Annotated in this window: 14 protein-coding genes; 6 read left to right on the forward strand and 8 right to left on the reverse strand. The window is 62.5% G+C overall.

Annotated elements, in window-relative coordinates; translation table 11 throughout:
- The first annotated feature begins 43 nt into the window (after window positions 1-43).
- From F6X24_RS16600 to F6X24_RS16620, 5 genes are all read left to right on the forward strand, one after another.
- Complete coding sequence (locus tag F6X24_RS16600) at window positions 44-1060, forward strand: VWA domain-containing protein (protein ID WP_151089068.1); 1017 nt, start codon at window positions 44-46, stop codon at window positions 1058-1060.
- Window positions 1057-2109, forward strand: coding sequence for a tetratricopeptide repeat protein (locus F6X24_RS16605; protein ID WP_151089069.1), 1053 nt, complete (start codon window positions 1057-1059; stop codon window positions 2107-2109). Before F6X24_RS16600 ends, F6X24_RS16605 begins: the two co-directional genes overlap by 4 nt.
- 143 nt (window positions 2110-2252) lie before the next feature.
- Window positions 2253-3434, forward strand: a complete 1182-nt coding sequence (locus F6X24_RS16610) for an acetyl-CoA C-acyltransferase (protein ID WP_151089070.1) — start codon at window positions 2253-2255, stop codon at window positions 3432-3434.
- 183 nt (window positions 3435-3617) lie between these two features.
- Entirely contained in the window at window positions 3618-5048 is a 1431-nt protein-coding gene (locus F6X24_RS16615) for a toxin-antitoxin system YwqK family antitoxin (protein ID WP_191906363.1), read from the forward strand.
- A gap of 193 nt (window positions 5049-5241) precedes the next feature.
- Window positions 5242-7134 carry a prolipoprotein diacylglyceryl transferase family protein gene (locus tag F6X24_RS16620; protein ID WP_151089072.1) on the forward strand — a complete coding sequence of 631 codons (1893 nt, stop codon included), beginning with the start codon at window positions 5242-5244 and terminating at the stop codon, window positions 7132-7134.
- A gap of 14 nt (window positions 7135-7148) precedes the next feature.
- On the opposite strand, the gene F6X24_RS16625 is transcribed toward F6X24_RS16620, so the two are convergent.
- The 5 genes from F6X24_RS16625 to F6X24_RS16645 all read right to left on the reverse strand — a co-directional run bounded on the left by F6X24_RS16625 (window position 7149) and on the right by F6X24_RS16645 (window position 15885).
- Entirely contained in the window at window positions 7149-9716 is a 2568-nt protein-coding gene (locus F6X24_RS16625; protein ID WP_151089073.1) for a type IA DNA topoisomerase, read from the reverse strand.
- A gap of 246 nt (window positions 9717-9962) precedes the next feature.
- Window positions 9963-11435, reverse strand: coding sequence for a di-heme oxidoredictase family protein (locus tag F6X24_RS16630; protein ID WP_151089074.1), 1473 nt, complete (start codon window positions 11433-11435; stop codon window positions 9963-9965).
- 476 nt (window positions 11436-11911) lie between these two features.
- A complete protein-coding gene (locus F6X24_RS16635) occupies window positions 11912-12802 on the reverse strand; it encodes an EamA family transporter (RefSeq protein WP_191906364.1) in 891 nt (296 codons plus the stop codon).
- A 146-nt stretch (window positions 12803-12948) separates the two neighbouring features.
- The gene (locus F6X24_RS16640; protein ID WP_151089076.1) at window positions 12949-14928 is read right to left on the reverse strand and encodes a TonB-dependent receptor plug domain-containing protein; all 1980 of its coding nucleotides are present in this window, start codon (window positions 14926-14928) and stop codon (window positions 12949-12951) included.
- Window positions 14929-14979: 51 nt separating this feature from the next.
- Complete coding sequence (locus tag F6X24_RS16645; protein ID WP_151089077.1) at window positions 14980-15885, reverse strand: DUF3078 domain-containing protein; 906 nt, start codon at window positions 15883-15885, stop codon at window positions 14980-14982.
- Between the two features lie 122 nt (window positions 15886-16007).
- Here F6X24_RS16645 and F6X24_RS16650 point away from each other — a divergent pair, with 122 nt between their 5' ends.
- Window positions 16008-17150: an acyltransferase family protein gene (locus F6X24_RS16650; RefSeq protein WP_151089078.1), complete on the forward strand. Its 1143-nt coding sequence runs from the start codon at window positions 16008-16010 to the stop codon at window positions 17148-17150.
- Between the two features lie 7 nt (window positions 17151-17157).
- Here the strand turns inward: F6X24_RS16650 and F6X24_RS16655 are convergent, their stop codons facing one another.
- The 3 genes from F6X24_RS16655 to F6X24_RS16665 form a co-directional block, all read right to left on the reverse strand.
- Window positions 17158-17799 (reverse strand): carbonic anhydrase, encoded by a 642-nt coding sequence (locus F6X24_RS16655; protein ID WP_229725184.1) that lies wholly within the window; start codon window positions 17797-17799, stop codon window positions 17158-17160.
- Between the two features lie 74 nt (window positions 17800-17873).
- Window positions 17874-18713, reverse strand: a complete 840-nt coding sequence (locus tag F6X24_RS16660) for a DUF4249 domain-containing protein (protein ID WP_151089079.1) — start codon at window positions 18711-18713, stop codon at window positions 17874-17876.
- A 14-nt stretch (window positions 18714-18727) separates the two neighbouring features.
- A complete protein-coding gene (locus tag F6X24_RS16665) occupies window positions 18728-21079 on the reverse strand; it encodes a TonB-dependent receptor (RefSeq protein WP_151089080.1) in 2352 nt (783 codons plus the stop codon).
- Between the last annotated feature and the right edge of the window lie 67 nt (window positions 21080-21146).

Here is a 21146-nt window from a genome sequence, read left to right on the forward strand (position 1 = left end):
GCATATTTTTGGTTTTGCGGCCCTTTACCCGTCCTTTGCGCCCATGTTTACCTGGGCGTACCCCGATTTTTGGCTGGCCGCCGCCGGGCTGATCCTGCTTAGCCTGCTGCTGGTGCTTTACACCAGCCGCACCCGGCGGCTGAGCCGGCGACTCGGCCTGGGAGCCGGCCGGCTGGCCTGGAAACTGCCGCTACGCCTGGCTACGGGCGGGCTGCTGCTGCTGGCCTGGCTGGGCCCGGCCCTGGGGGTGCGCCGGCAGGCCGTGCGCAACAGTGGCCAGGATGTGTGGCTGCTGGTAGACGTATCGCGCTCGATGGATGCCGCCGACGTAGCGCCGACGCGCCTGCTGCGGGCGCAGGCGGCGCTTAGCGAACTGGTAGCGGCGTTTCCGGCCGACCGACTCGGGCTTATCGTTTTTGGGGCCGATGCCTACGTGCAATGCCCGCTTACCTACGACCAATCGGCGCTGCAGCTGTTTCTGAGTACGCTGAGCACCCGCCTTACTGCCCCCGGCCCCACCACCCTGCGCGCGCCGCTAGACCTGCTGCTGAGCCGCCTGGCACCGGCTGCCCCGGTGCCTGCGCCGGGTGGAGCCGCAGCCAGCGCTCCGCCCCGCACGACCTCGGCAGTAGTGGTAAGCGATGGCGAAGACTTTGGCGAGAACCTGGAGCCGGTGCTCCAGGCACTGGGGCGCACCGGGGCGCGGGTATATACCGTGGGCGTAGGCACCGCGGCCGGGGGCGCGGTGCCTGCACCGGGCGGCAAGGCTCCCCTGTACGATGCCCGGGGGGCCACCGTAATAAGCCGGCTGCGCGAGGCTCCTCTGCTGCAGATAGCCGCCCAGACCGGCGGCCAGTACGTGGCGCTCAATGACCGGGAAAACGGCTTGTCCATGCTGCTGGCCGGCCTGCGAGCCCTGCCGGCCCCCCTGGCCAGCGCCACGGCCAGCCGCACGGTGGCAGTGGCCGATAACCGCTACCGCTATCCTCTGGGGCTGGCGCTGGTACTCCTGCTGCTCGACAGCCTTATTACCGTGCGCGTACTGCGTTTTCCACAATGAAAACAGGCCTTTTCGCGTTGCTACTTGCCTTATTGGGGACAAGCCTGCCGGGCTGGAACTGGCTTGTGCGCGTGCAGGAGCAGAATTTGGCGCAGGCACAGGCCCTGCAGGCCAGCCGGCGCGGCCAGCCCGCGGAGGCTGCCCGCCTCTACGCACGGGCAGTAGCCCTGGCCAACCGGCACGGGCTGGCCCCGGCCCTGCTGCTTAACCTGGCTCACGCGCAGGCGCAGGCCGGGCAGACTGCCGCGGCCCGGGCGACGTATGGACGACTGATAGCGCAGAACGTACCCGCGGCTATTGGCAGCACGGCCCGGCAACAGCTGGCCGGCTTATTGGCCGGCGAGGGTCAGCTGCCGCAGGCTATCGGCTTGCTGCGCGAGGCATTGCGGCTCAATCCCAGCAATAGCACAGCAAAATATAACTATGAGCTATTGATTCAATACGCAAGCAGCATAAACCATACTCAGCCCACTGCGCCCCAGCTGGCTGAGCAGCCGCCCGCCCGCCGCCCGCCGCCCACCCCAGACTCAGCGGCCGCCCAGCAAGGGGCAGGCCATCGCCCCGAGCCTACGCCGAAGCCAGGCAATGACAAGCCGGGTGAAGTGCCCGATGCGGCGCAGCCCCCGCCTCCGGGCAGTGCAGACGGGGCCGCGCAGCCTGCGGCCAATGGAAAGCCCAGCCCGAATAAGGGCTCGACGCCTCCTGGTGCGGGCTCCCACGCTGGCAGTGGCGTTAAGCCAGGCTCCGACGGCCCCAAACGGCCCGTTCCGACCGGGACTGGCCGCGGCTCAGAGCGCGGCCTCGACCCTGACGCTACGGCGCCAGGCCCGCCCGCCGCTGGCGCAAGCCACCGGCTTGGTACCGAAGCCGCCACCAGCACCGACCTCCAACTCCAGACGCAGCGCGAGCGCCTCAACGCAATGGACCTGACTCCCGAACAGGCCCGGCAGGTGCTGGAAGCCCTGCGGGCCAGTGAGCAGCAGTATTTACAGCAGCGCCCCCGCGCCCGCCAGGGTACGACACCGCCGGCCGGCCAGCCAACCTGGTGAGCCGGCGCGGCCGGGCGTCGTACTTTTGGGCCAACGAACGAAGGTTTGTTAGCTTTTGTGGGCGTCGGGCGGGGCAGGCCCGCTCAGCCGCCTTCGCTTACCCGTACTCTGGCGTCATTTCTTACCTCCCACCCCACCCCGTTATGCAAGTAAAAGAAGTTGTTATTGTAGCTGCCGTGCGCACGCCCATTGGTTCATTTGGTGGTGCCCTGGCCTCGCTTTCGGCCACCGAGCTCGGTGCCATTGCCCTGAAAGGAGCGCTCGACAAAGCGGGCGTAGCGCCCGAGCTGGTTGAGCAAGTGATTATGGGCAACGTAATCTCGGCTAACCTGGGCCAGGCGCCGGCCCGCCAGGCGGCCAAAAAAGCCGGCTTGCCCGATACCGTGGAATGCACCACGGTAAACAAGGTGTGTGCCTCGGGTTCGAAGGCAATTATGTTTGCTGCCCAGGCCATTATGCTGGGCCAGGCCGAGGTTATTCTGGCTGGTGGCATGGAAAGCATGAGCAACGTGCCTTACTACCTCGACAAGGCGCGCTTCGGCGCTAAATATGGTAATGGCCAGATGATTGACGGCCTGGTGCGCGACGGTCTCTGGGACCCCTACCACGACTACGCCATGGGCAACGCAGCCGATGCCACAGCCAAGCACTATGGCATCACGCGCGAGGAGCAGGATGCCTTTGCCCGCCAGAGCTACGAGCGCAGCGCCGCGGCTGCCCAGGCCGGCAAAAAGAAAGAAGAGATTGTGCCCGTGACCATTACCGTGCGCGGCAAGGAAACCGTGGTGAGCGACGACGAGGAGTACACGAAGGTGCAATTCGATAAATTTGCCGCCCTCAAGCCCGCCTTTACCAAGGAAGGCACCGTGACGGCGGCCAACGCCTCTACCCTCAACGACGGAGCCGCCGCCGTGCTGCTGATGAGCCGCGAAAAAGCCGATGCGCTGGGTATCAAGCCCCTGGCCCGCATTCGTGGCTTTGCCGATGCTGAGCAGGCGCCCGAATGGTTCACAACCACGCCTTCACTGGCCATTCCAAAGGCGCTGAAAAACGCCGGTCTGGCTGCGGCTGACGTAGATTTCTACGAAATCAACGAGGCGTTCTCAGTGGTTTCGCTGGCCAACAACAAGCTCCTCAACCTGGAAGGCAGCAAGGTAAACGTGTATGGCGGAGCCGTGAGTTTGGGCCATCCGCTGGGCGCTTCGGGCGCGCGCATCGTGACCACGCTACTGAGCGTACTGGAGCAGGAAGGCGGCAAAATCGGCGTAACGGGCATCTGCAACGGCGGTGGCGGGGCCAGTTCCATTGTGCTCGAAAAGCTGTAAGCGCAAAGTTTCGCAAAGTTGGCAGAGTTCCGCAGAGCATTGGCTTTGCGGAACTCTTTTTTGTGGAGAATGTCAAGCTGCTGGCTTTATCCACCTTAGCGAAACTCTGCCAACTTTGCGAAACTTTGCGCTAAAAAACACCTGCGCCGCGTTACTCCTGCTATGCGATACCTGTTGCTTTTTTTGCTGTTGCCTTTTGCTGCCCAGGCCCAGCGCTCGCAGCGCATTGTCATTTATTTCGACTCAACTAGGATTCACCCCCACGAGATTTTTCGGGCGCTCGTAGCCCACGATACCGTGATGCAGGGGCCGTACAAGCGGTTTTATCCTAACGGCCGCCTCGAAGCTCAAACGCGCTACACCGACGGCAAGCGCGATTCACTATATATAGAATTTCATGCAAATGGCCAGCGGCGGCTGGAAGCTACCTACGTAGCCGGCGTGCGCCAGGGGGCATTCAAAACATATTACCCTGGCGGTAAGGTGGCCCAGGAAGGCACTTTTCTGGATGATGAGCCCAACGGGCCGCTCACCACTTACCACCCCACCGGCGAGATAAAGCTGCAAACCACGCTCACCAAAGGCCAGCCCAACGGGGCAGTGCGCGAGCTATACGCCAACGGCCAGCTCGCTGCCGAGGTCATGTATGCCAATGGCCAGCCCAACGGCGCAGTGAAGTTTTATTACCCCAGCGGCAAGCTACAGAGCGAAGGCATGCTGCGCAATGGCCTGCTGGCCAGCTCCTACAAAACGTATTTTGAAAGCGGCCAGCTGGAGAGCGAAACGGTGATGGACGAGAAAACCGGCAAGGGGCGCTACCGCTCCTTTTACCCCAGCGGGCAGCTGCAGACCGAAGGCACCTACTCGCCCGCCGCCGTGCGCGAGCGCCAGGTACGCAACCCGCTCGGCGACGACCTTACCAAGCGCGTAGCACCGCGCACCGGCACCTCGGCCCTCGACGGGCCGGCCACGTCGTACTACGAAAGCGGCAAGGTGAAGGGCAAGACTACCTACCGCCTGGGGGCCCCCACCGGCCGGGGCACCACTTACTACGAAGATGGCCAGGTGAAGGAAGAAACGGACTACGCCGCCCAGGGCCGCGACCGCAAGGTAGTGCGCTACTACGACGCGGCCGGCCAGCCCCGGCAGGCCGAGGAGCAGTACAAAAGCAACCGCCCCGCCGGCACCTGGCGCGAGTTTTACCCCGATGGCAAAACGCCCCGCCAGGTCGAAACCTACGCGGCCAATGGCAAGCTCACGGGCGAGCGCCTGACTTATTTCGACAGCGGAAAAGTGCAAACCCGCCAGCAGTTTGACGTGAATGGGCTGCAAACCGGGCCGGGCCAGGAGTTTTACGCGAGCGGCCAGGTACGCAAAGAAGCCAACTACCTCAAAGGATTGCCGTCGGGCGCATTTGAGGAGTTTCACGAAGATGGTAGTCCGGCCGTGACCGGCCAGTATAAAAACGGCAAGCAAAGCGGCGACTGGATATATTATAAAGCGAATGGTCATGGCATCGAGCGCCAGGTAACCTACCGCGACGGCCGGCCCCAGGGCTCGGGCAGCCGCGCCAGGCTCAACGGCAAGCCCTTCGTGCCCAAGAAAAAGAAGTAGCCGGCTCTCAGCGTCGCTATTTATAAAGTCAGATTATCAAGGCAGCAAGACTTTGATAATCTGGCTCTTACTCAGTATAACAACCTGTTTCAAGCGTCCTTTTTCAGCAAACTAAATACTACCACCCTGGTAGGCCCTCGCGTAGCTTCGCCGCCACCGCTGCTACTCTGGCAGCGCGTCAGCTACCACTTGCATGGCCCTGCTTTATACCCTGCCCGCTCTTGCTGAGCACCCTTATTACAACACTGCTCAGCTAGCCGCCTTTGCGGTATTTGTGGCCGGGCTGCTGGCCCAGGGCTACCAGCGCGGCTACCCCTGGCGCCACTGGCTGCCGCTGGTAGCCGCTGCTACCCTGGCTCTGATAGTGGGCTGCCAGCTGGTGTTTTTGCCACCGGCCAACTGGTGGCCCTGGCTGCGGGGCGATGTCGATATAGCGCGGGCGCTGGGCGAAGGGCCGCGCTCGGTGGTGGGTGGCGCCGCGGCCAGCCTGCTGGCAGTAGTGGCGTTGCGACGGCTATTGGGCTTTCGGGGCTGGGCAGTGCTCGACGCGTTTGCCGCGCCGCTGTGCTGGGCGCTGGCCGTGCAGTGCGTGGGCTGCCTGCTGGCCGGCTGCTGCTGGGGCGAGGTAGCGGCGCCGCACGCCTGGGGCCTGTGCTACGGGCCGGGCACGCTGCCCTATCTGGCGCAGCAGGCCCAGGGCCAGCTACCAGCGGGGGCCGCGCACTCGCTGCCGGTAGTTCCGACGCAGCTATACCAATTACTGTTGTGCGCAGGCACTGGCCTGATACTAAGCCACCTAAGCCGCCGGGTGGCCTGGCCGGGCGGCAGCCAATACCTGCTGGGGATGGGGCTCCTTTGCCTGGGCCGCTTTGTAATTGAATTCTGGCGCGAACCGCTTGGCGAGCCTTTACTGGCTGCGCCCGTGCTGGTGGCGGGCTTTTCGCTGCTGCGGCTGCAAGCCCTGCTTTTGCTCGAAGCTACTGCTCTGCTGGGCAGTTGGGGGTGGCTGGCGCGGCGCGGGCAGCAGGCCGAGCAGATAGCCGCACACGAGGCTGCCGCACCGGCTGGCTACCCGGCCCTGGTGGGGCTGGCGCTGCTGGCCGCCACCAGCCGGCTCGGGCCGGGCGTGCTTAGCCGGCCGGAAGTACTTATCCTGCAAGCGCTGCTACTGCTCGTACTGCTTGCCGAAGGCTACACTGCACTAGCGTTTATAAGCCGCCTCGTACCACGCCTGGTAGCCCTGCCGCTGGGGACAGGGCTGGCCGGCGTCCTACTCCTTACTATGGCCCAGGCCCCCGCTCCGCAACAGGCTGCTCCACCAGCAAGTGCTGACGAATTCCACCAGACACTTGTTTTCAGCGGTGGTATGCTCGGCAGCTACCACGAAGCGCAGGAAGATATTCTGACAAATCCTTCGGGCTGCGGCAGCAGCCAGCTACTGGCACTTCACCAGCGGGTGCGCGCTGGGGGCGGCGAAGCAGCGCTGGTAACAACAACCCCAACTGGCACGGGCACCTGGGGCGGCGGCCTGTGGGTAGGTCAGCAGCAGGTGGGCATTCAGGTAGTGCCTACCAGCGGGCACACTTCTACCTACCAGGATACTACGCTGCGCTACCAGCTGGCCGATATTCACCTCTACCGGGAAGTGCAAACCGACCGCGGCTGGCTATCCGTAGGCGTTCGCACCGGCTTGCACATCGGCAGCCTGGGCTACTACAGCTATTTCGATAATGACCACTCGCAGAGTTCCACCTGGCTCATGCCCGAGCTGATGCTGAGCCTGGGCAACCCGCGGGTGCTTTACAGCCAGGCCGACTTCTGCTACGGGGCCGAAAATGCGATGGGCGCCTATACTACCCGGCTGGCGCTGGGCTCGGGGCTGGGCACGCTGGGCGGTAGCAATATCCTAGCCGGCTACGCGCACTCGCCCCACCAGCCTACGCCCAGCATGGCTTTCGTCAGCGCCAGGCTCCGGCTGCCCGGCGGCACGGGCCTGAGTGCGCTCGGCCTGGAACCTTATTTTGCCACCGACTTCGGCCGGCATCAGATTTTCAGCCTGAAAATGAGCTACCGCTTAGCCCGCTAAGCCACACTGCTCCTTTACTGAAATACCGGTACCACGCGCCCTTCCTCTACCTTGAGCGCGGCGTCGTACTTCTTGCCGGTTTTGGCCGAGAGAAAGCCTTTGATAAGGCCTGTTTCGCCGCGGCGCAGCAGCTGGCGCAGTTGCGCGTCGGTCAGCTTCTTACCACCCCACTCGAAGGGCACCCGAAACTGGCAGTCTTCGCGAAAGCGCGAGCAGCCGAAGGCGCTGCTGCCTTTGAGCATGGTCCCGAGCTTACACGCCGGGCACGGAATCTGGCCGGGGTCGGTGGCGGTGGTGGGCTTGCTTTCGGCAGCGGGCAGCAGCTCCAGCTTAAAGCTGGCATCGAGCACAAGCGCGCCGTCGAGCTTCTGGCCATCGCCGGCCACGAAACCCTTGATAAGCTGCGTGCGGCCTTTGGCGAGCAGGCTTTTTACCTGGGAGTCGCTCAGCTTTTTACCCAGAATCTCAGTAGGCAGCCGAAACTGGCAGCCCTCGCGGAAGCGGGCGCAGCCAAAAGCCGTTTTGCCGCGTAGCACGTGGCCCGCTTTGCACATCGGGCACGCTCCCAAGCCGTTAGCCGGGCCGGCCCCTGCCGGCTTTTGCCCCGCACTCGCACTAGCCGGCGGGCTGGCCGTCTTTAGTGGACCACCCGGCGTGGCGGCCGCCTGGCTGCTTGTGGCCGAAGTAGCCGTAACCGCCCGCCCGCTCCTATCCAGCTTCACTTCCTGCACCATCTCGCGCACCAAGCCTTTCAGCTCTTCTAAAAACTGGTCGGAAGGCAGTTCGTTGCGCTCAATCTGGCGCAGCTTCTTTTCCCATTGGCCGGTCAGCTCCGCCGATTTCAGGGTGGGGTTGCGAATGAGGCCGATAAGCTCGACGCCGGTGGGCGTGGGCAGCAGCCGTTTTTTTTCGCGTCGAATATAGTTTCTTTTGAATAGTGTCTCGATAATAGCGGCGCGGGTGCTGGGGCGGCCGATGCCGCTTTCCTTCATTGCCTGGCGCAGCTCCTCATCGTCGATGTTGCGGCCGGCCGTTTCCATGCCGCGAAGCAGGCTGGCCTCGGTGTACTCCTTGGGCGGCTGGGTCATCTTGCTTTCGAGGCGCGGCTCGTGGGGACCACTTTCCCCTTTGACAAAGCTGGGCAGCACGGTACTTACCAGGTCGTCATCGTCGTTGCCGGTAGCTTTTTCGCCGGCGGGGGCGGCGGGCTTGGGCGCCGCCTGCTGGGTGGGGTCGCCGTACACCACGCGCCAGCCGGGGCTCAGAATCTGGCGGCCGCGCACCCGAAACAGGAACCCGGCCGCCTCGGCGAGCACGGTGGTGTTGCTCACCTCGCAGTCGGGGTAAAACGCGGCGATAAAGCGGCGCACGATAATGTCGTACACACTGCTTTCCAGGCCGCCGCCCGGCCCACCGCTGCCCGTCGGAATGATGGCGTGGTGGTCGGTTACCTTGTTGTTGTTAAATACTTTAGGCGTCTTCGGAATCTTCTTTTCCAGCAGCGGGCCGGTGAGGTTGCCGTAGCCGATGCCGCGCAGAATACCGGGAATTTTCGGGTAGATATCATCGGGCAAAAACGTGGTATCGACGCGCGGATAGCTGACCGCTTTTTTCTCATATAGCGCCTGCACTATCTTTAGCGTATCCTCGGCCGAAAGGCTCAGTTGGTTGTTGCACTGCACTTGCAGCGAGGTAAGGTCGAAAAGGCGGGGCGGCGACTCGCGGCCCTTCTTAATCTCGACGCCCGTGACGGTGAGTGGCGCCGGCTTCACCGTTGCAAGGGCCTTATTAGCCTCGTCTTCCTTCACAAAGTAGCCCAGCGCCCGCAGGCGCGACTGCTCATCGGGCGCATCCTGCGCCTCTTTTTGCTCGACTTCAGTATTGATGCGCGTGAAGGTGGTATTGCGGTACTCCGTCTTCAACACCCAGTACGGCTCGGGCTTGAAGTTGCGGATTTCGTGGTAGCGGTCCACAAGCAGCGCCAGCGTGGGCGTTTGCACCCGCCCAATGCTCAGCAGCTGCTTGTCCTGGTAACTGGTGTATTTGAGGGTAAAGAGACGCGTAGCGTTCAGGCCCAGCAGCCAGTCGCCCACTGCCCGGCTACGCCCGGCCTGGTAGAGCGAGTCGAACTCCTTGCCATCACGCAGATTACTGAAACCCTGCCGGATAGCCTCTTCCGTCAGCGACGAAATCCAGAGCCGCTTCACCGGCTTGCGGCACTTGGCCTCGTGAATAACCCAGCGCTGAATCACCTCGCCCTCCTGCCCGGCGTCGCCGCAGTTGATAACTTCGGTGGCCGCGTCGAGCAGTCTTTTTATGGTATTAAACTGCTTAACTACACCTTCGTCGCGGCGCATGAGCTTGATACCGAACGAGTCGGGTATCATGGGCAGGTCGTGCAGGTTCCAGCGCTTCCACTCGGGGCGGTAGTCGTCGGGCTCCTTGAGCTGGCAGAAGTGGCCAAACGTCCAGGTCACCTGGTAGCCATTGCCCTCGTAGTAGCCATCCATGCGCCGGTCGGCCCCGATAACCTGGGCAATTTCGCGGGCCACGCTGGGCTTTTCGGCAAGGCAGACTTTCATGCTGAATGGCAGATTTGTGCTGAGTAGACACCCGCCAATTAGCGCGGCGCGTACCTCAATCAACAAAAATACGGCGCAAAAAGGTCGGGGCCAGCCTTAGCATAAAGCCTGACTACTCCCGCTACCCAATAGTAAATTATCTCAGCGCAGTATACCTTTTTTAAAATACCCGGCTCACAGCCGACACGCAAAAGCGCCCGCTGGCCAGAAGCCGGCGGGCGCTTTTGCCTAACTCAGAACGGCAGCTTACAGCGAATTCAGGAAGGCCACCAGCTGGTCGCGCTGGGCTTTAGACATTTGCTCTACCTGCTGGCGCGAGTAGGCCGCTTCGCCATCGTGCCACATAATGGCTTCCATCGCATTGCGGGCGCGGCCGTCGTGCAGCAGGTTGGTATGGCCGCTGGTAATCTGGCTCAGGCCCATGCCCCAGAGCGGCGGCGTACGCCACTCCGAGCCGGAGGCCAGGAAATCGGGACGGTTGTCGGCCAGGCCGGGGCCCATATCGTGTAGCAGCAGGTCGGTAAAGGGCGTAATGGTCTGGTTGGAAAGCTGCGGCACGCCTGCTACGTCGCCGGTACGCAGCACCGGCGTGTGGCAGACGGCACAGCGGGCATTCATGAACAGGAGCCGGCCGGCCTGTACGAGCGGGTCGTTGGTATTGCGCAGGGCGGGCACGCCCTGGGTGCGGGCATACATCATCACGCTGGTACGCTCGTTATCCGACACATCAACCCCGCCGCCCACAGTAGCCGAGCCATCGGGCTCTATCGGAAACAGGGTGCTGGTAATGCCCAGGTCGCCATTGTAAGCGCCCGCAATCTGAGCCACCAGCGAAGGCTGGTTAGCCTTCCAGCCGAAGCGGCCCAGCTTGGTAGTTTGCGCCACCGGGTCCCACACGTAGTTGGGCTTGCCAGTGATGCCAAACGAGAGTGCATTAGCCTGCATCTGTGCTATTTGCAAAATGGTTTGCTCGGGCACGGCCTCCAGCAGGCTCAGGCCCGCCATTTGCGAGCCCGTGCGCGGCGAGAACAGGGCGCCGGCCGGCAGGGGCACGCTAAAGGTGTAGGTAGGCTGGCGCAGGCTCACGGTCGTGCCATCGGCCAAGGCCTTTAGCTGCTCCACGTAAGTAGTCGTCACTTTCCCCTTGAAGCTTTCTACCCGCGTGCTGTCGGGGCCCAGCGCTACTGGCTGAATCTGCAGCCCGAACACGGGTAGCGGGGAGGGTCCGCCGGTGCTGGCCTGGCCCGGCTGGCTTACCCGAAACAGGAGCTGCGGCGTTACGCCGTCTTTCGATATGGCGGCCCGGCCGCCACCCAGGTGGCAGGACTGGCAGCTCTGGTTAACCCAGATGGGGGCCAGCTTAGCCAGCGAGAATACCCGGTTGAACGCTGCGTCGCCGGTCTGGTGTGCAGCCTGGGCCTGCGCATCGAAGCCGGGCGCCGTTTGGTCGAAGGCGCTGGCCGTAAAGTCTTTGGTGGTAGAGCTCCCCCCGGCCCGACCGCTTTGCACTACCGGCAGCCAGGTGTTTACCAGTTTCTGGTACTGCTGCTGGTCATTAGCGTTGGGGTCGCTGTCGTTGCTGCTGACCGCGCTGGGCGTGGGAGCTGCCTCATCATTTAGGTTTTTGGAGCAGCTGGCCAGCAGCAGAGTTCCCCCCAGCAGCAAGAAAGCCGGTGAAAAATAGTTGTTTACCGTGCGGGATGTAAGTTTTTTTAGCATAGAAGCATTGAAACGGAAGGTAAATAGCAGACAATGGCAGCCTAGACCCGCTACATTCCTTCCCTATTCCTATCAACACTTTTCGCAAGCAGCCCCAGGCAGCTGGCTACGGTACGTAACAGTACCCCCAAAGAGATACGCGTCAAGCCGCCCATACTACTTATTCTACCAGTAAAATCATCTCATAAACGTACTTATTTGGTAGAAATCCCCGACAATACAAGATTATTTTCTGTTGACTATCAGTTATTTCAAAAAAATAAAAGCTACTATGATATTTTTGGAGAAAAAGTTCAAATTGTGAGATAATTTTTCAAGTAATCTGTTTTCGGATTTATCTTATTGTTTTAATATTTAAAATATTAAAATTTTTATACCTTTAATACCACCGAATAGTAGGGAGCGGAGATTGGTCCCGCACCCTACTACCTTTTTCGCAAGCATTTCGGGGTCGGTATTACATGGATAAAAGTATATTATTTAAATCGGCTTTTCTGCTGCGCAGTTATCAGCACCACCGAGCCGACAATAACGGCCGCACCGGCCAGCATCTGGCCCGTCAGCTTTTCGTGCAGCATGGCCCAGCCCAGCAGCACGGCCACCACGGGGTTGACGTAGGCGTAGGTGGCCACCCGCGCCGGCGGGGCGTGCTTGAGCAGCCAGCTGTAGGCAGTGAAGGCCACCAGCGAGCCAAATACCACCAAGTAGCCCCAGCCCAGCCACGCGGCCAGCCCGAAGCTGGCCGGCCGCAGCCCGCGCCACTCGCCGGTGCCCGTGCCCAGCAGCAGCAGCAAGGCGCCACCGGCCAGCATCTGCATGCCCGAGGCCAGCACCGCCGACCGGGGCACCGGCGCGCGAAGGCCGTAAATGGAGCCCGCCGCCCAGCTAAAGGCGGCCAGCAGCACCAGGCCCACGCCCAGCAGCTGCGCGCGACTGGTACCGGCCGTCAGCTGCTCGCCTACCAGCAGGTACACGCCCGCGAAGCCCAGCAGCAGGCCCAGCGTCACTTGCCAGCCGGGCCGTTCGCCGCGCAGCCACAGCCAACCCAGGATGACAATCCAGAACGGCTCGGTGGCGATGAGCAGGGCGGCCAGGCTGCTGGGCAGCGTGCGCTCGGCCAATACTACCATCCCGTTGCCGCCCAGCAGCAGCAGGCCACCTACGATAAAGCTGGTTTTCCACTGCGCCGGCGTGGGCGTTTCGTAGTCGGCCGAGGCCCGGCCCGCCAGCGCCAGGATGCTGCCCGCCAGCAAAAACCGGCTGCCCGCCAGCAGTAGCGGCGGCATGGTCGCTACCGCGTACTTGATGGCCAGGTACGTGGAGCCCCACAGCAGGTACACGGCCCCGAAGGCGGTGAGAAGGAGCATAGTTCGTGGCCTGGCAGCGAGGGGGTTAGGCATAACTTTATATAGCACAAATTATTTGATAGCACAGCCGAGCGTCATGCTTCGGCAAGCCCGGCATGACGTTCTTTTTTAGCTCGCCTTAGGCGCGTTTACTCAATAGCTTTCAGCTACTTGCGCAGCGCGATGCGCACGCCGGCCATGAGCCAGCGCGTGGGCATGGGAGCCCCCAGCAGGTCAGAGTAATGCGCGTTGAACAGGTTTTGCGCCTGCCCGACGACCCACACCCGCTCGGGCAGCAAGGCCAGGTCGAGGCGGGCGTTGAAGACGGCGTAGGTTGGCGTGAGCACGGCAGCGTTGTTGCCAGCACTGGCCGCGATTTGCTGTTCGGCGCGCTGCTTGTAGAGGCCGCCAAAGCTGGCCGTGAAGCGCCGGTGCGTCAGGCTCACGTTGCCCGACACCAGCTGGCGCGCCACGTTGGAGAGGTACTGCGACTGCACATCGCCTTCCACGTTGAGGTGTACCCAGGTGTAGCCCACGCTGCCATCGAGGCGCAGGCCGGGCGCGAGTTGGGCGCGGGTCGTTACTTCAGTTTCAATGCCCTGGGTGGTGACGGCGAACAGGTTTTCGGCCAAGCGGTAGGTAACGCCGGAGTTGAGGTTGGTAAAGCCCGTCGTCTCAGCGGCCTGACTGCCTGACACAGTTACGTAGTCAATCAGGTTGCGGCCGTAGCGATTGAAGTAGGTGCTGCGCAGGGTCAGGGCCCGCGTAGGCTGGTAGTCGAAGCCGGCCTCGTAATTCCAAGTGCGCTCGGCGCTCAGATTAGGGTTGCCTACATTAAAACCACTGGGCACGGGACCCGGCCGGATAGCCGAATTATACTGCTCGGTAAAATTGGGGGCCCGAATACCCCGGCCCACCGCGCCGCGCACGGCCAGCTTTTCGCTCACCTGCTGGCTGACGTTGAGCTGCGGCACCAACTCGGTGCCATACGCTTGGTCGTGGTCGAGGCGCAGGGCAGCCGTGACGTTGAGGCCGGCCGCGGGCGCAATGCCGGCCACGGCAAAGGCCCCGGTGTGCCAGGCCGTATGGTCGCCACGGTCGTTGCTAAGCACGGCGCGGCGGTCGGCCTGCCCACCCAGCGTAAGGCGCAGCTTGGTAGAAACCTGCACTTGATGCTGCCCCTGCACGTTGAGGTAGTGCATGAGGTGGTCGCTGGGCGCAGTAGTTGGCGTGTACACGTAGTAGTCGGTGCTGGACGTGCCTACCAGCTGCAATTCGGTCCGGCTGCGTTCGCTCCACTCGTAGCGCAGCTGACCCTGGTACCAGTCGCGGCCGGTGGTTTCGCGGGCGCGGTCACCGGGAGAATTGGTATAAAAATTCTGGGCGTTGTAGTCGCGCCGGTCGAAGCTGGCGCGGGCGGCGGCGCTGAATTTAGGGGTAATCTCATACGCCCCCGACAGCGAGTACGTATTCAGCTTGAAGTCATTGCGGCCACCGCCGGGCAGGTCGAGCAGCTGCCCGCTGGCCGTATTGTTGAGCAAGCCGCCCGCCAGGCGCAGGCCCTTATCCTGGCCGTAGAACCCAGCGTTGGTGCTTTTGAGGCCATATTCGCCGGCCAGAAACGTGCCGGCCAGCTCGGTACCATCGGGCCGGTGAGTGGCGGCAAACGTCTTGGTTACGATATTGATAAAGCCGCCTACGGCATCGGGGCCGTAAAGCGCGGCGCCGGGGCCGCGCACCACTTCAATCTGCTCAATCTCGGCCGGCGAAATGGGAAAATAGCCCGCGAAGTGCCCGGTAAGCGGGTCGTTGAGGCGCATACCATCGAGCAAAATCAGGACCTGATTAAACGTAGAGCCGCGCAGCGTAATATCGGCCTGCGTGCCAAAGTTGCCCCGGCTTTGCACCTCAATGGCCGGCAGCAGGCGCAGCAGGTCATCGAGCGAGGTAACGGGGTAGCGGCTCAGCGTGCTGCCCGGCACCACGGTTACGTAGCGGCCCGTCTGGCCGGAGAGCTGGCCCAGGCGGGTGGCATAAACGGTTACTTCGCCGAGGCGGCGTGCGCTATCAGCAACCGTAGTAATTCGCTGAGCCTGGGCCAGCAGCGGAAAAACAAGTAAGCAAGCGAGGGGTAGAGGACGGGGCATAAAAGGCAGAATGACCCCGCAAAGCTACAGTGCCCCCTGCCTACAGCCGGGCTATTTGGCGTTGGCCGGGTGCTCGCGGCTAAGCAGAATTCCCAGCGCCAGGTTCTGGCTGTACTGCACGGCGGCGGCCTGGCTGTAATCGTAAATCACGATAGTACCGAAGCTTACGCTCAATAACCTATTTACCTTGGCAGTAATGGTGAGGTCCAGGCGGTGGCTGATTTTGTCGAACGACAGCGTCTCATAATTGGCAAACAGCACGTAGCGGGCCTTCAGGTTGGCGTTGGGGCCAAGGGGCTGGTCGAGCTCGGCTAGAATCTGGGCGGCCAGCACCTCCCAACGCGTGTTGTGGCCGGGATTTACGCCGTAGACGACATCGGTGGGCAGGGTGCGAAAGCGGTCGGCATCGCGCACCACCGTCAGGCGCGGGGCAAAGGGCGACAGCCGCAGCTTGAAGCGCGCATTCGGATGGTACTCGGCCCCGTAGGCATTGGTGATATAAGCCGGGGCCAGAAAGCTGGAAATAAGCCGGGTAGGGTCGCCGGAATAATCGAAGCCAGGCGCAAACTGCGAAAGTGCATTCAGGGCCACAAACAGCCCCCAGTGCGGCGTCAGGTCGTGGCCATACTTGGTATCGAGCCACAGGCGGTCGGTGGTTTTGCGGTAGCCCAGGCCCTTGGCATATTGCCCGGCATAGAGAAAGTCGGCTTCGTTGTCCCAGCTGTGGCGGCCCCGGTGATAATTGGCTTTGCGGTTGAAAAGCAAGCTAACCCCTACCGAGCTGGCTCCGCCCCCCTTCCAGTTGTCGGAGAGAAGCGCCTCGTTGGCATTAACGCCCGCCTTGAGGCTGGTGGCCCAGTAGCGGATGGTATCGGCCGGGGCAGTAAGGGTGGGCAGTGCCTGGGCAATAGCCCCGGCAGGCCCCAGGGCAAGCAGCAGCGTAAACAATTTTTTCATGCCGGCAAGGTATTATCAACCCGCCTTACTCCAGCTTGATTTTACGCAACGGGCAGCCGGCAAAAGCCCCGGCAACGCCGGCAAGGGCGGGGCAACTGGCGCAGCGTAGTATTTTGCAAGCGATGTCTCCTACCCTACCTGCCGCTCGCCCGGCGGCCCGGCCCTACTACCCCGCCCTCACGGGCTTGCGGGCCGTGACGTGCCTGATGGTTTTTTCCAAGCATTTTCGGCCGGTTTACACCCCCGAGTGGCTGAACCTGATAATCGAGCAGTTTCACATGACCATGAGCATGTTTTTCCTGCTCAGCGGCTTCGTGATGGCCACGCGCTACCAGTCCGATGTAGCCTTTACCCGCCCCTGGTGGCGGCGCTACCTCTGGCGGCGGCTGGCCCGCGTTTATCCCATCTTTCTGCTGCTCAATACCTCCGTGCTGCTCTACGTGTACTGGCCGGTGCCGCCCGGGCAGGCCGGACATACGGCGCTGCTGGTATTTCTTAGCGAAACCCTGCTGCGCGGGTTTTCCAGCACCCTTAAGTACGTGGGCCTCCCCCAGGCCTGGTCGCTCACGGCCGAAGAATGCTTTTACTTTTCGCTGCCGGTGCTGCTGGTACTGTGGCAGCGCTATGGCTACCGCGGGGCGGCGGCGTTTGCGGGCGCAGTATTGGCTATCGGGCTGGGGCTCACGGCCATCTGCCGGGGGCACGAGGCGCTGCACGGCTTCTTTGGCTCGTTTCACCACCTGTTTAACTTTACGTTTTTTGGGCGGGTGCTGGAGTTTACGATGGGCGTCGGGCTGGCCCGCTGGTGGGGCGGACGGCCCACCGCCAGCGTTGCGGGCTGGCCCTGGCGCACCACCCTCAGCCTGGCGCTGATGCTGGCGGGCGGCGTGGTGCTGGTACGGCTCAATTCGCCGTTCGACTGGTACGACGGCAACCTGAAGCCGGCGACCATCCTGCTCAACGTCGTGTTTTATCCGGTTTGCATGACGCTGCTGCTGGCGGGCCTGCTCACCGAGCGCAGCTGGCTGCGGGCAGTACTGGGCACCCGGCTGCTCGACGCCATGGGCAAGCGCTCGTATTCTTTCTACCTGATGCAGATTGGCCTGCTCAGCATCTGGTGGCGCAACGAGTTTGGCTGGCGGCAGCACGTGGGCTGGCAGCTGCTCGTGACGATGGTTTTTAGCGAGCTACTATACCGGCTGGTAGAGGAGCCCGCCCGGCGCTGGATACTGGCCCGCACGCTGCCGCGCGGCGAATGGTCGTAGCCCAGGCTTATTCGCCGGCCTCCATGCCATAAATGTGGGCCATATCGGCCATCAGGTCCTGGTTGTCTACTTTGAGGTCCTTGAGGCGTCCGTCGGCAATGTCGTAGACGAGGCCGTGGAGGCGGGGCGGGTTGTCGCTCTTCATGGCATTCTGGATGATGTTGGTTTTGGCCAGGTTGCGTACTTGCTCCATCACATTGAGCTCGACGAGGCGGCGCAGGCGCTGGGCTTCGTCGGGAATGCGCAGCAGCTGGGTTTCGTGCAGGCGCACCACGTCGCGGATGCTCACCAGCCAGTTGTCGATGAGGCCGTACTGCTTATTGCTGGCCGCGGCGGCCACGCCCCCGCAGCCGTAGTGGCCCACAATCATAATATCGCGCACGCCTAATACTTCCACGGCATATTGCAGCACGCTCAGCAGGTTCATATCCGCATGCACTACCAGGTTGGCGATGTTGCGGTGCACAAACATCTCGCCCGGACCCGTGCCCGTGATGCCCGAGGCCGGCACCCGCGAGTCGGAGCAGCCAATGAACAGGTAGCGCGGCTGCTGGCCGTTGGCCAGGCGCTGAAAAAACGCCGGGTCTTCCGCGTTTTTGCTGGCCACCCACTGGCGATTATTGGTCAGAATTTCCTGTATACCAGGCATACAACTGCTAAAAAAGTGAAAGCAAAATGCTACGCGCTATTGTTAATTGGCTATAACATACGTTTTTCTGCATATTACAAAGTCGGTACTATCAGGGTCCGCTGCCGCCGCGAATGGGCGCTAAAATAGCCCTGCGCCCCGCCCGAAAAATTGGTTCGTGGGTTGGCGGGCGTGGTGCTCAGCAGCTGGTTGTTCTGGAGCAGCAGGTTCAGGGTACGGAAATAGGTGTAGGCAGTCGAGTCGATGTTCTGCATCTCCACGCGCACGCTGTCGCCGGTGGCCAGCTTGTTGACGTCGGTGCCGCTGCCCCCGCCGCTGTTGCCCCGGCCCCCGCCGCCCAGCGCCCGAGTATTAGCCTTGCCGTCGGTAAACTCGTCGCTCTGCAAAAAGATGGCCGGGTTGAGCAGCCCGTTGCGGTACTGCCGGAACAGGTAGAAATTGGGCACGCCGGCCGGGTCCTGGTACTCGGGCACTACCTGAATGTTGTTGCCCGAGTTACTTTTCTGGGCGTGCAGCCCCGTAAGGGGCACCACCGGGGCGGGCAGCGTGGAAGCGGCCACGTAGCTCTGGCCGCCGGCCTGCACGCGCAGCGTGTAGCGCCGGCCGGACTGCCCCAGCACGGCGCGGCCCTGGTACTGGCCGGGCACGCTGGTTTCGGGCAGGGTTTCGGAGTGGCCCGCGTCGTCGCTGAGGGTAATAATCGCCCCGCTCACCGCCGGAAAAATATTAGTCTGGGTGAAGTCAACGCTCTGCGAGAGCTTCACCGTGCAGGGATGCCCGTCGTCGGCCAGGTTGGCTTCGATGACGAGCTGCGGGGCCGAGTCTTTTAGATTGAGCGTCACTACCTTCTGGCAGGAACCCGCCAGCAGCAGCGCGCTCGCGGCCAGCAGGCGGGGCAGGAAATTATTTTTCATGGTACGAAGCCCGCTTAGAAGCTGAAGTTGTAGGTGGCCGAGGGCACCATCCGAAACAGGGCCGTTTGCAGCGCCTGGGTTTTGGTGGGGTCGTTGGGGTCTTGCTGGAACGTGATGCTGTAGGCGTTTTCGCGGGCCAGCAGGTTGTAGATAGAGAAGTTCCAGCTGCTGTGAAAGCGGTGGCCTTCCTGGTGGGGCTTTTCGTAGGTGGCGCCCACGTCGATGCGCTCGTAGGGCGGCAGGCGGTCGGCGTTGCGCAGGCCGTAGAGGTTCACTACCTGGCCGGCCACCATGTACTTGCCAACGGGGTAGGTCACGGCCTGGCCCGAGCTCCCCACGATGGTGCCCGACAGGCTCCACTTGGGCGAGAGCTGGTAGATGGCCACGATGGAGAGGTCCACCGGCCGGTCCTGCCGGTAGTTGAACCAGGCCCCGGAGTTGATGTCGGTGTATTGCCGCTGCGACTTGCTCAGCGTGTAGCCAACCCAGCCGGTGAGGCGGCCGGTTTCCTTGCGCAGCAGCAGCTCGGCGCCGTAGGCCCGGCCCTTGCCGTAGAGCAGGCTGGCTTCTACGTCCTGGTTGGCTTGCAGCTGGGTGCCGTCGCGGTAGTCAATCTGGTGCTGCAGCCACTTGTAGTACACCTCGGCCGAAAACGAGTACGTGTGGTTGGCGCCCAGGCGGCGGTAGTACCCGGCCGAAAGCTGGTCGGCCAGCTCGGGCCGCACGTTGAGCGAGGTGGGCACGTACAAATCAGTGGGCAGGGTCGTGGCCGAATTGCTGAGCAGGTGCAGGTTCTGCACGTTGCGGGCGTAGCCGGCCTTGAACGACGTATTATCCGTGAGCTGGTAGCTGGCGGCCAGCCGGGGCTCCAGGTTGAGGTAGTTTTTGATAAACTGGCCGGCATTGTAGTGCGTGGTGGTCAGCACGTTGCCCTCCGTATCGTAGGTCGAGTAGTCGCCCGCGCCCAGCAGGCTGAACTCCGACAGGCGCAGGCCGGTGGTAAAGTCGAGCTTGTCGGTGGCGCTCCACTCGTGCGAGACGTAGGCGGCGGTTTCGAGCGAGTGGTTAGTGCGGTCGGGGGTGGCGTTGACGGGTGCCGCGGCCGAGGCTGTGACGTGGCCCGGCGTGATGGTGTGGTAGATGGCATCGACCCCGAAGCGCAGGGTCTGGCGGGTGCTGGGCGAAAACTCAAAATCCTGCTTGAGGTGAAAGTCCTGGATTTTGGAGTCGATGCTGAAATCCTGGTCGTTCGACTGTAGCGTAATCTGGTAGCTGTACTTACTGAAAATCAGCGAAGTGTTGCTAAACAAGCGGTCCGAGAACAAGTGGTTGAGGCGCAGCGTGGCCGTCTGGTTGCCGTAGTTGGTGCCAAAGTTGTTGATGCCGAATACGTCGCGCCCCAGGTAGCCCGAAAAATACAGGCGGTTGCGGTCGTTAAAGGTATAGTTGGCCTTGGCGTTGAGGTCGTAGAAGTACAGGCTCGCGCTGCGGGTCGTGGCATCGCGCGAGAGCTTCAGAAACAGGTCGGCGTAGGTGCGGCGGCCGGTTACCAGAAAAGAGCCTTTGTTTTTCACCAGCGGGCCTTCCAGAGCCAGGCGCGAGGCTATCAGCCCGATGCCGCCGCTGCCATGAAAGGCCTGGTCGTTGCCGTCCTTCATGCGAATATCGACTACCGACGAAAGCCGGCCGCCGTACTGGGCCGGCATCCCGCCCTTAAACACGGTCAGGTCTTTGATGGCATCCGAGTTGAAAGTAGAGAAGAATCCGAGCAGGTGGGAAGCATTATACACAGTGGCCTCGTCGAGCAGAATCAGGTTCTGGTCGACGCTGCCGCCGCGCACCGAGAAGCCGCTGCTGCCCTCGCCGGCCGACTTGATGCCCGGCAGCAGCGTCAGGGTTTTGAGCACGTCCTTCTCGCCGAATAGCACCGGCACCTTGGCAATCTGCTTGAGGTCCAGGGTTTCGACCCCCGACTGCGCCCGGCTGACGTTGACCTGGCCGGCGCGGCCGGTCACGACGACCTCGTTCAACTCCTGCCCGCCGGCGCGGAGGCGGAAGTCCAGCCGCTGGCTTTTGGTGAGCGTCAGCTTGCGGGGCTGGGCCTGGTAGCCCACAAAGCTGGCCTCTACGGTATAGGTACCGGCCGGCACGGTGAGCGTGTAAAAGCCGTAGGCGTTGGCCGCCGCCCCCACGCCCGGCAGCTCGGCCAGGTGCACCGAGGCCCCGGTGAGGTCTTCGCCGGTGGTAGCATCCTTCACGGTGCCGCTAATCGTGATGCGGGCCTGGCCGTGGGCGGCCGGCGCCAGCAGGAGTAAGAGCGCCAGCCCCGCCAGCCAGCGGCCGGCCAGCAGCCGGTTCAGGCTCATCCCGGAAATAGTACCTCGTAGAATCATCCCGCAAACTTACCAGGTAAGTGAGCGTGTGCCCCGACTT

This window comes from Hymenobacter baengnokdamensis (assembly GCF_008728635.1).
GTDB lineage: Bacteria > Bacteroidota > Bacteroidia > Cytophagales > Hymenobacteraceae > Hymenobacter > Hymenobacter baengnokdamensis.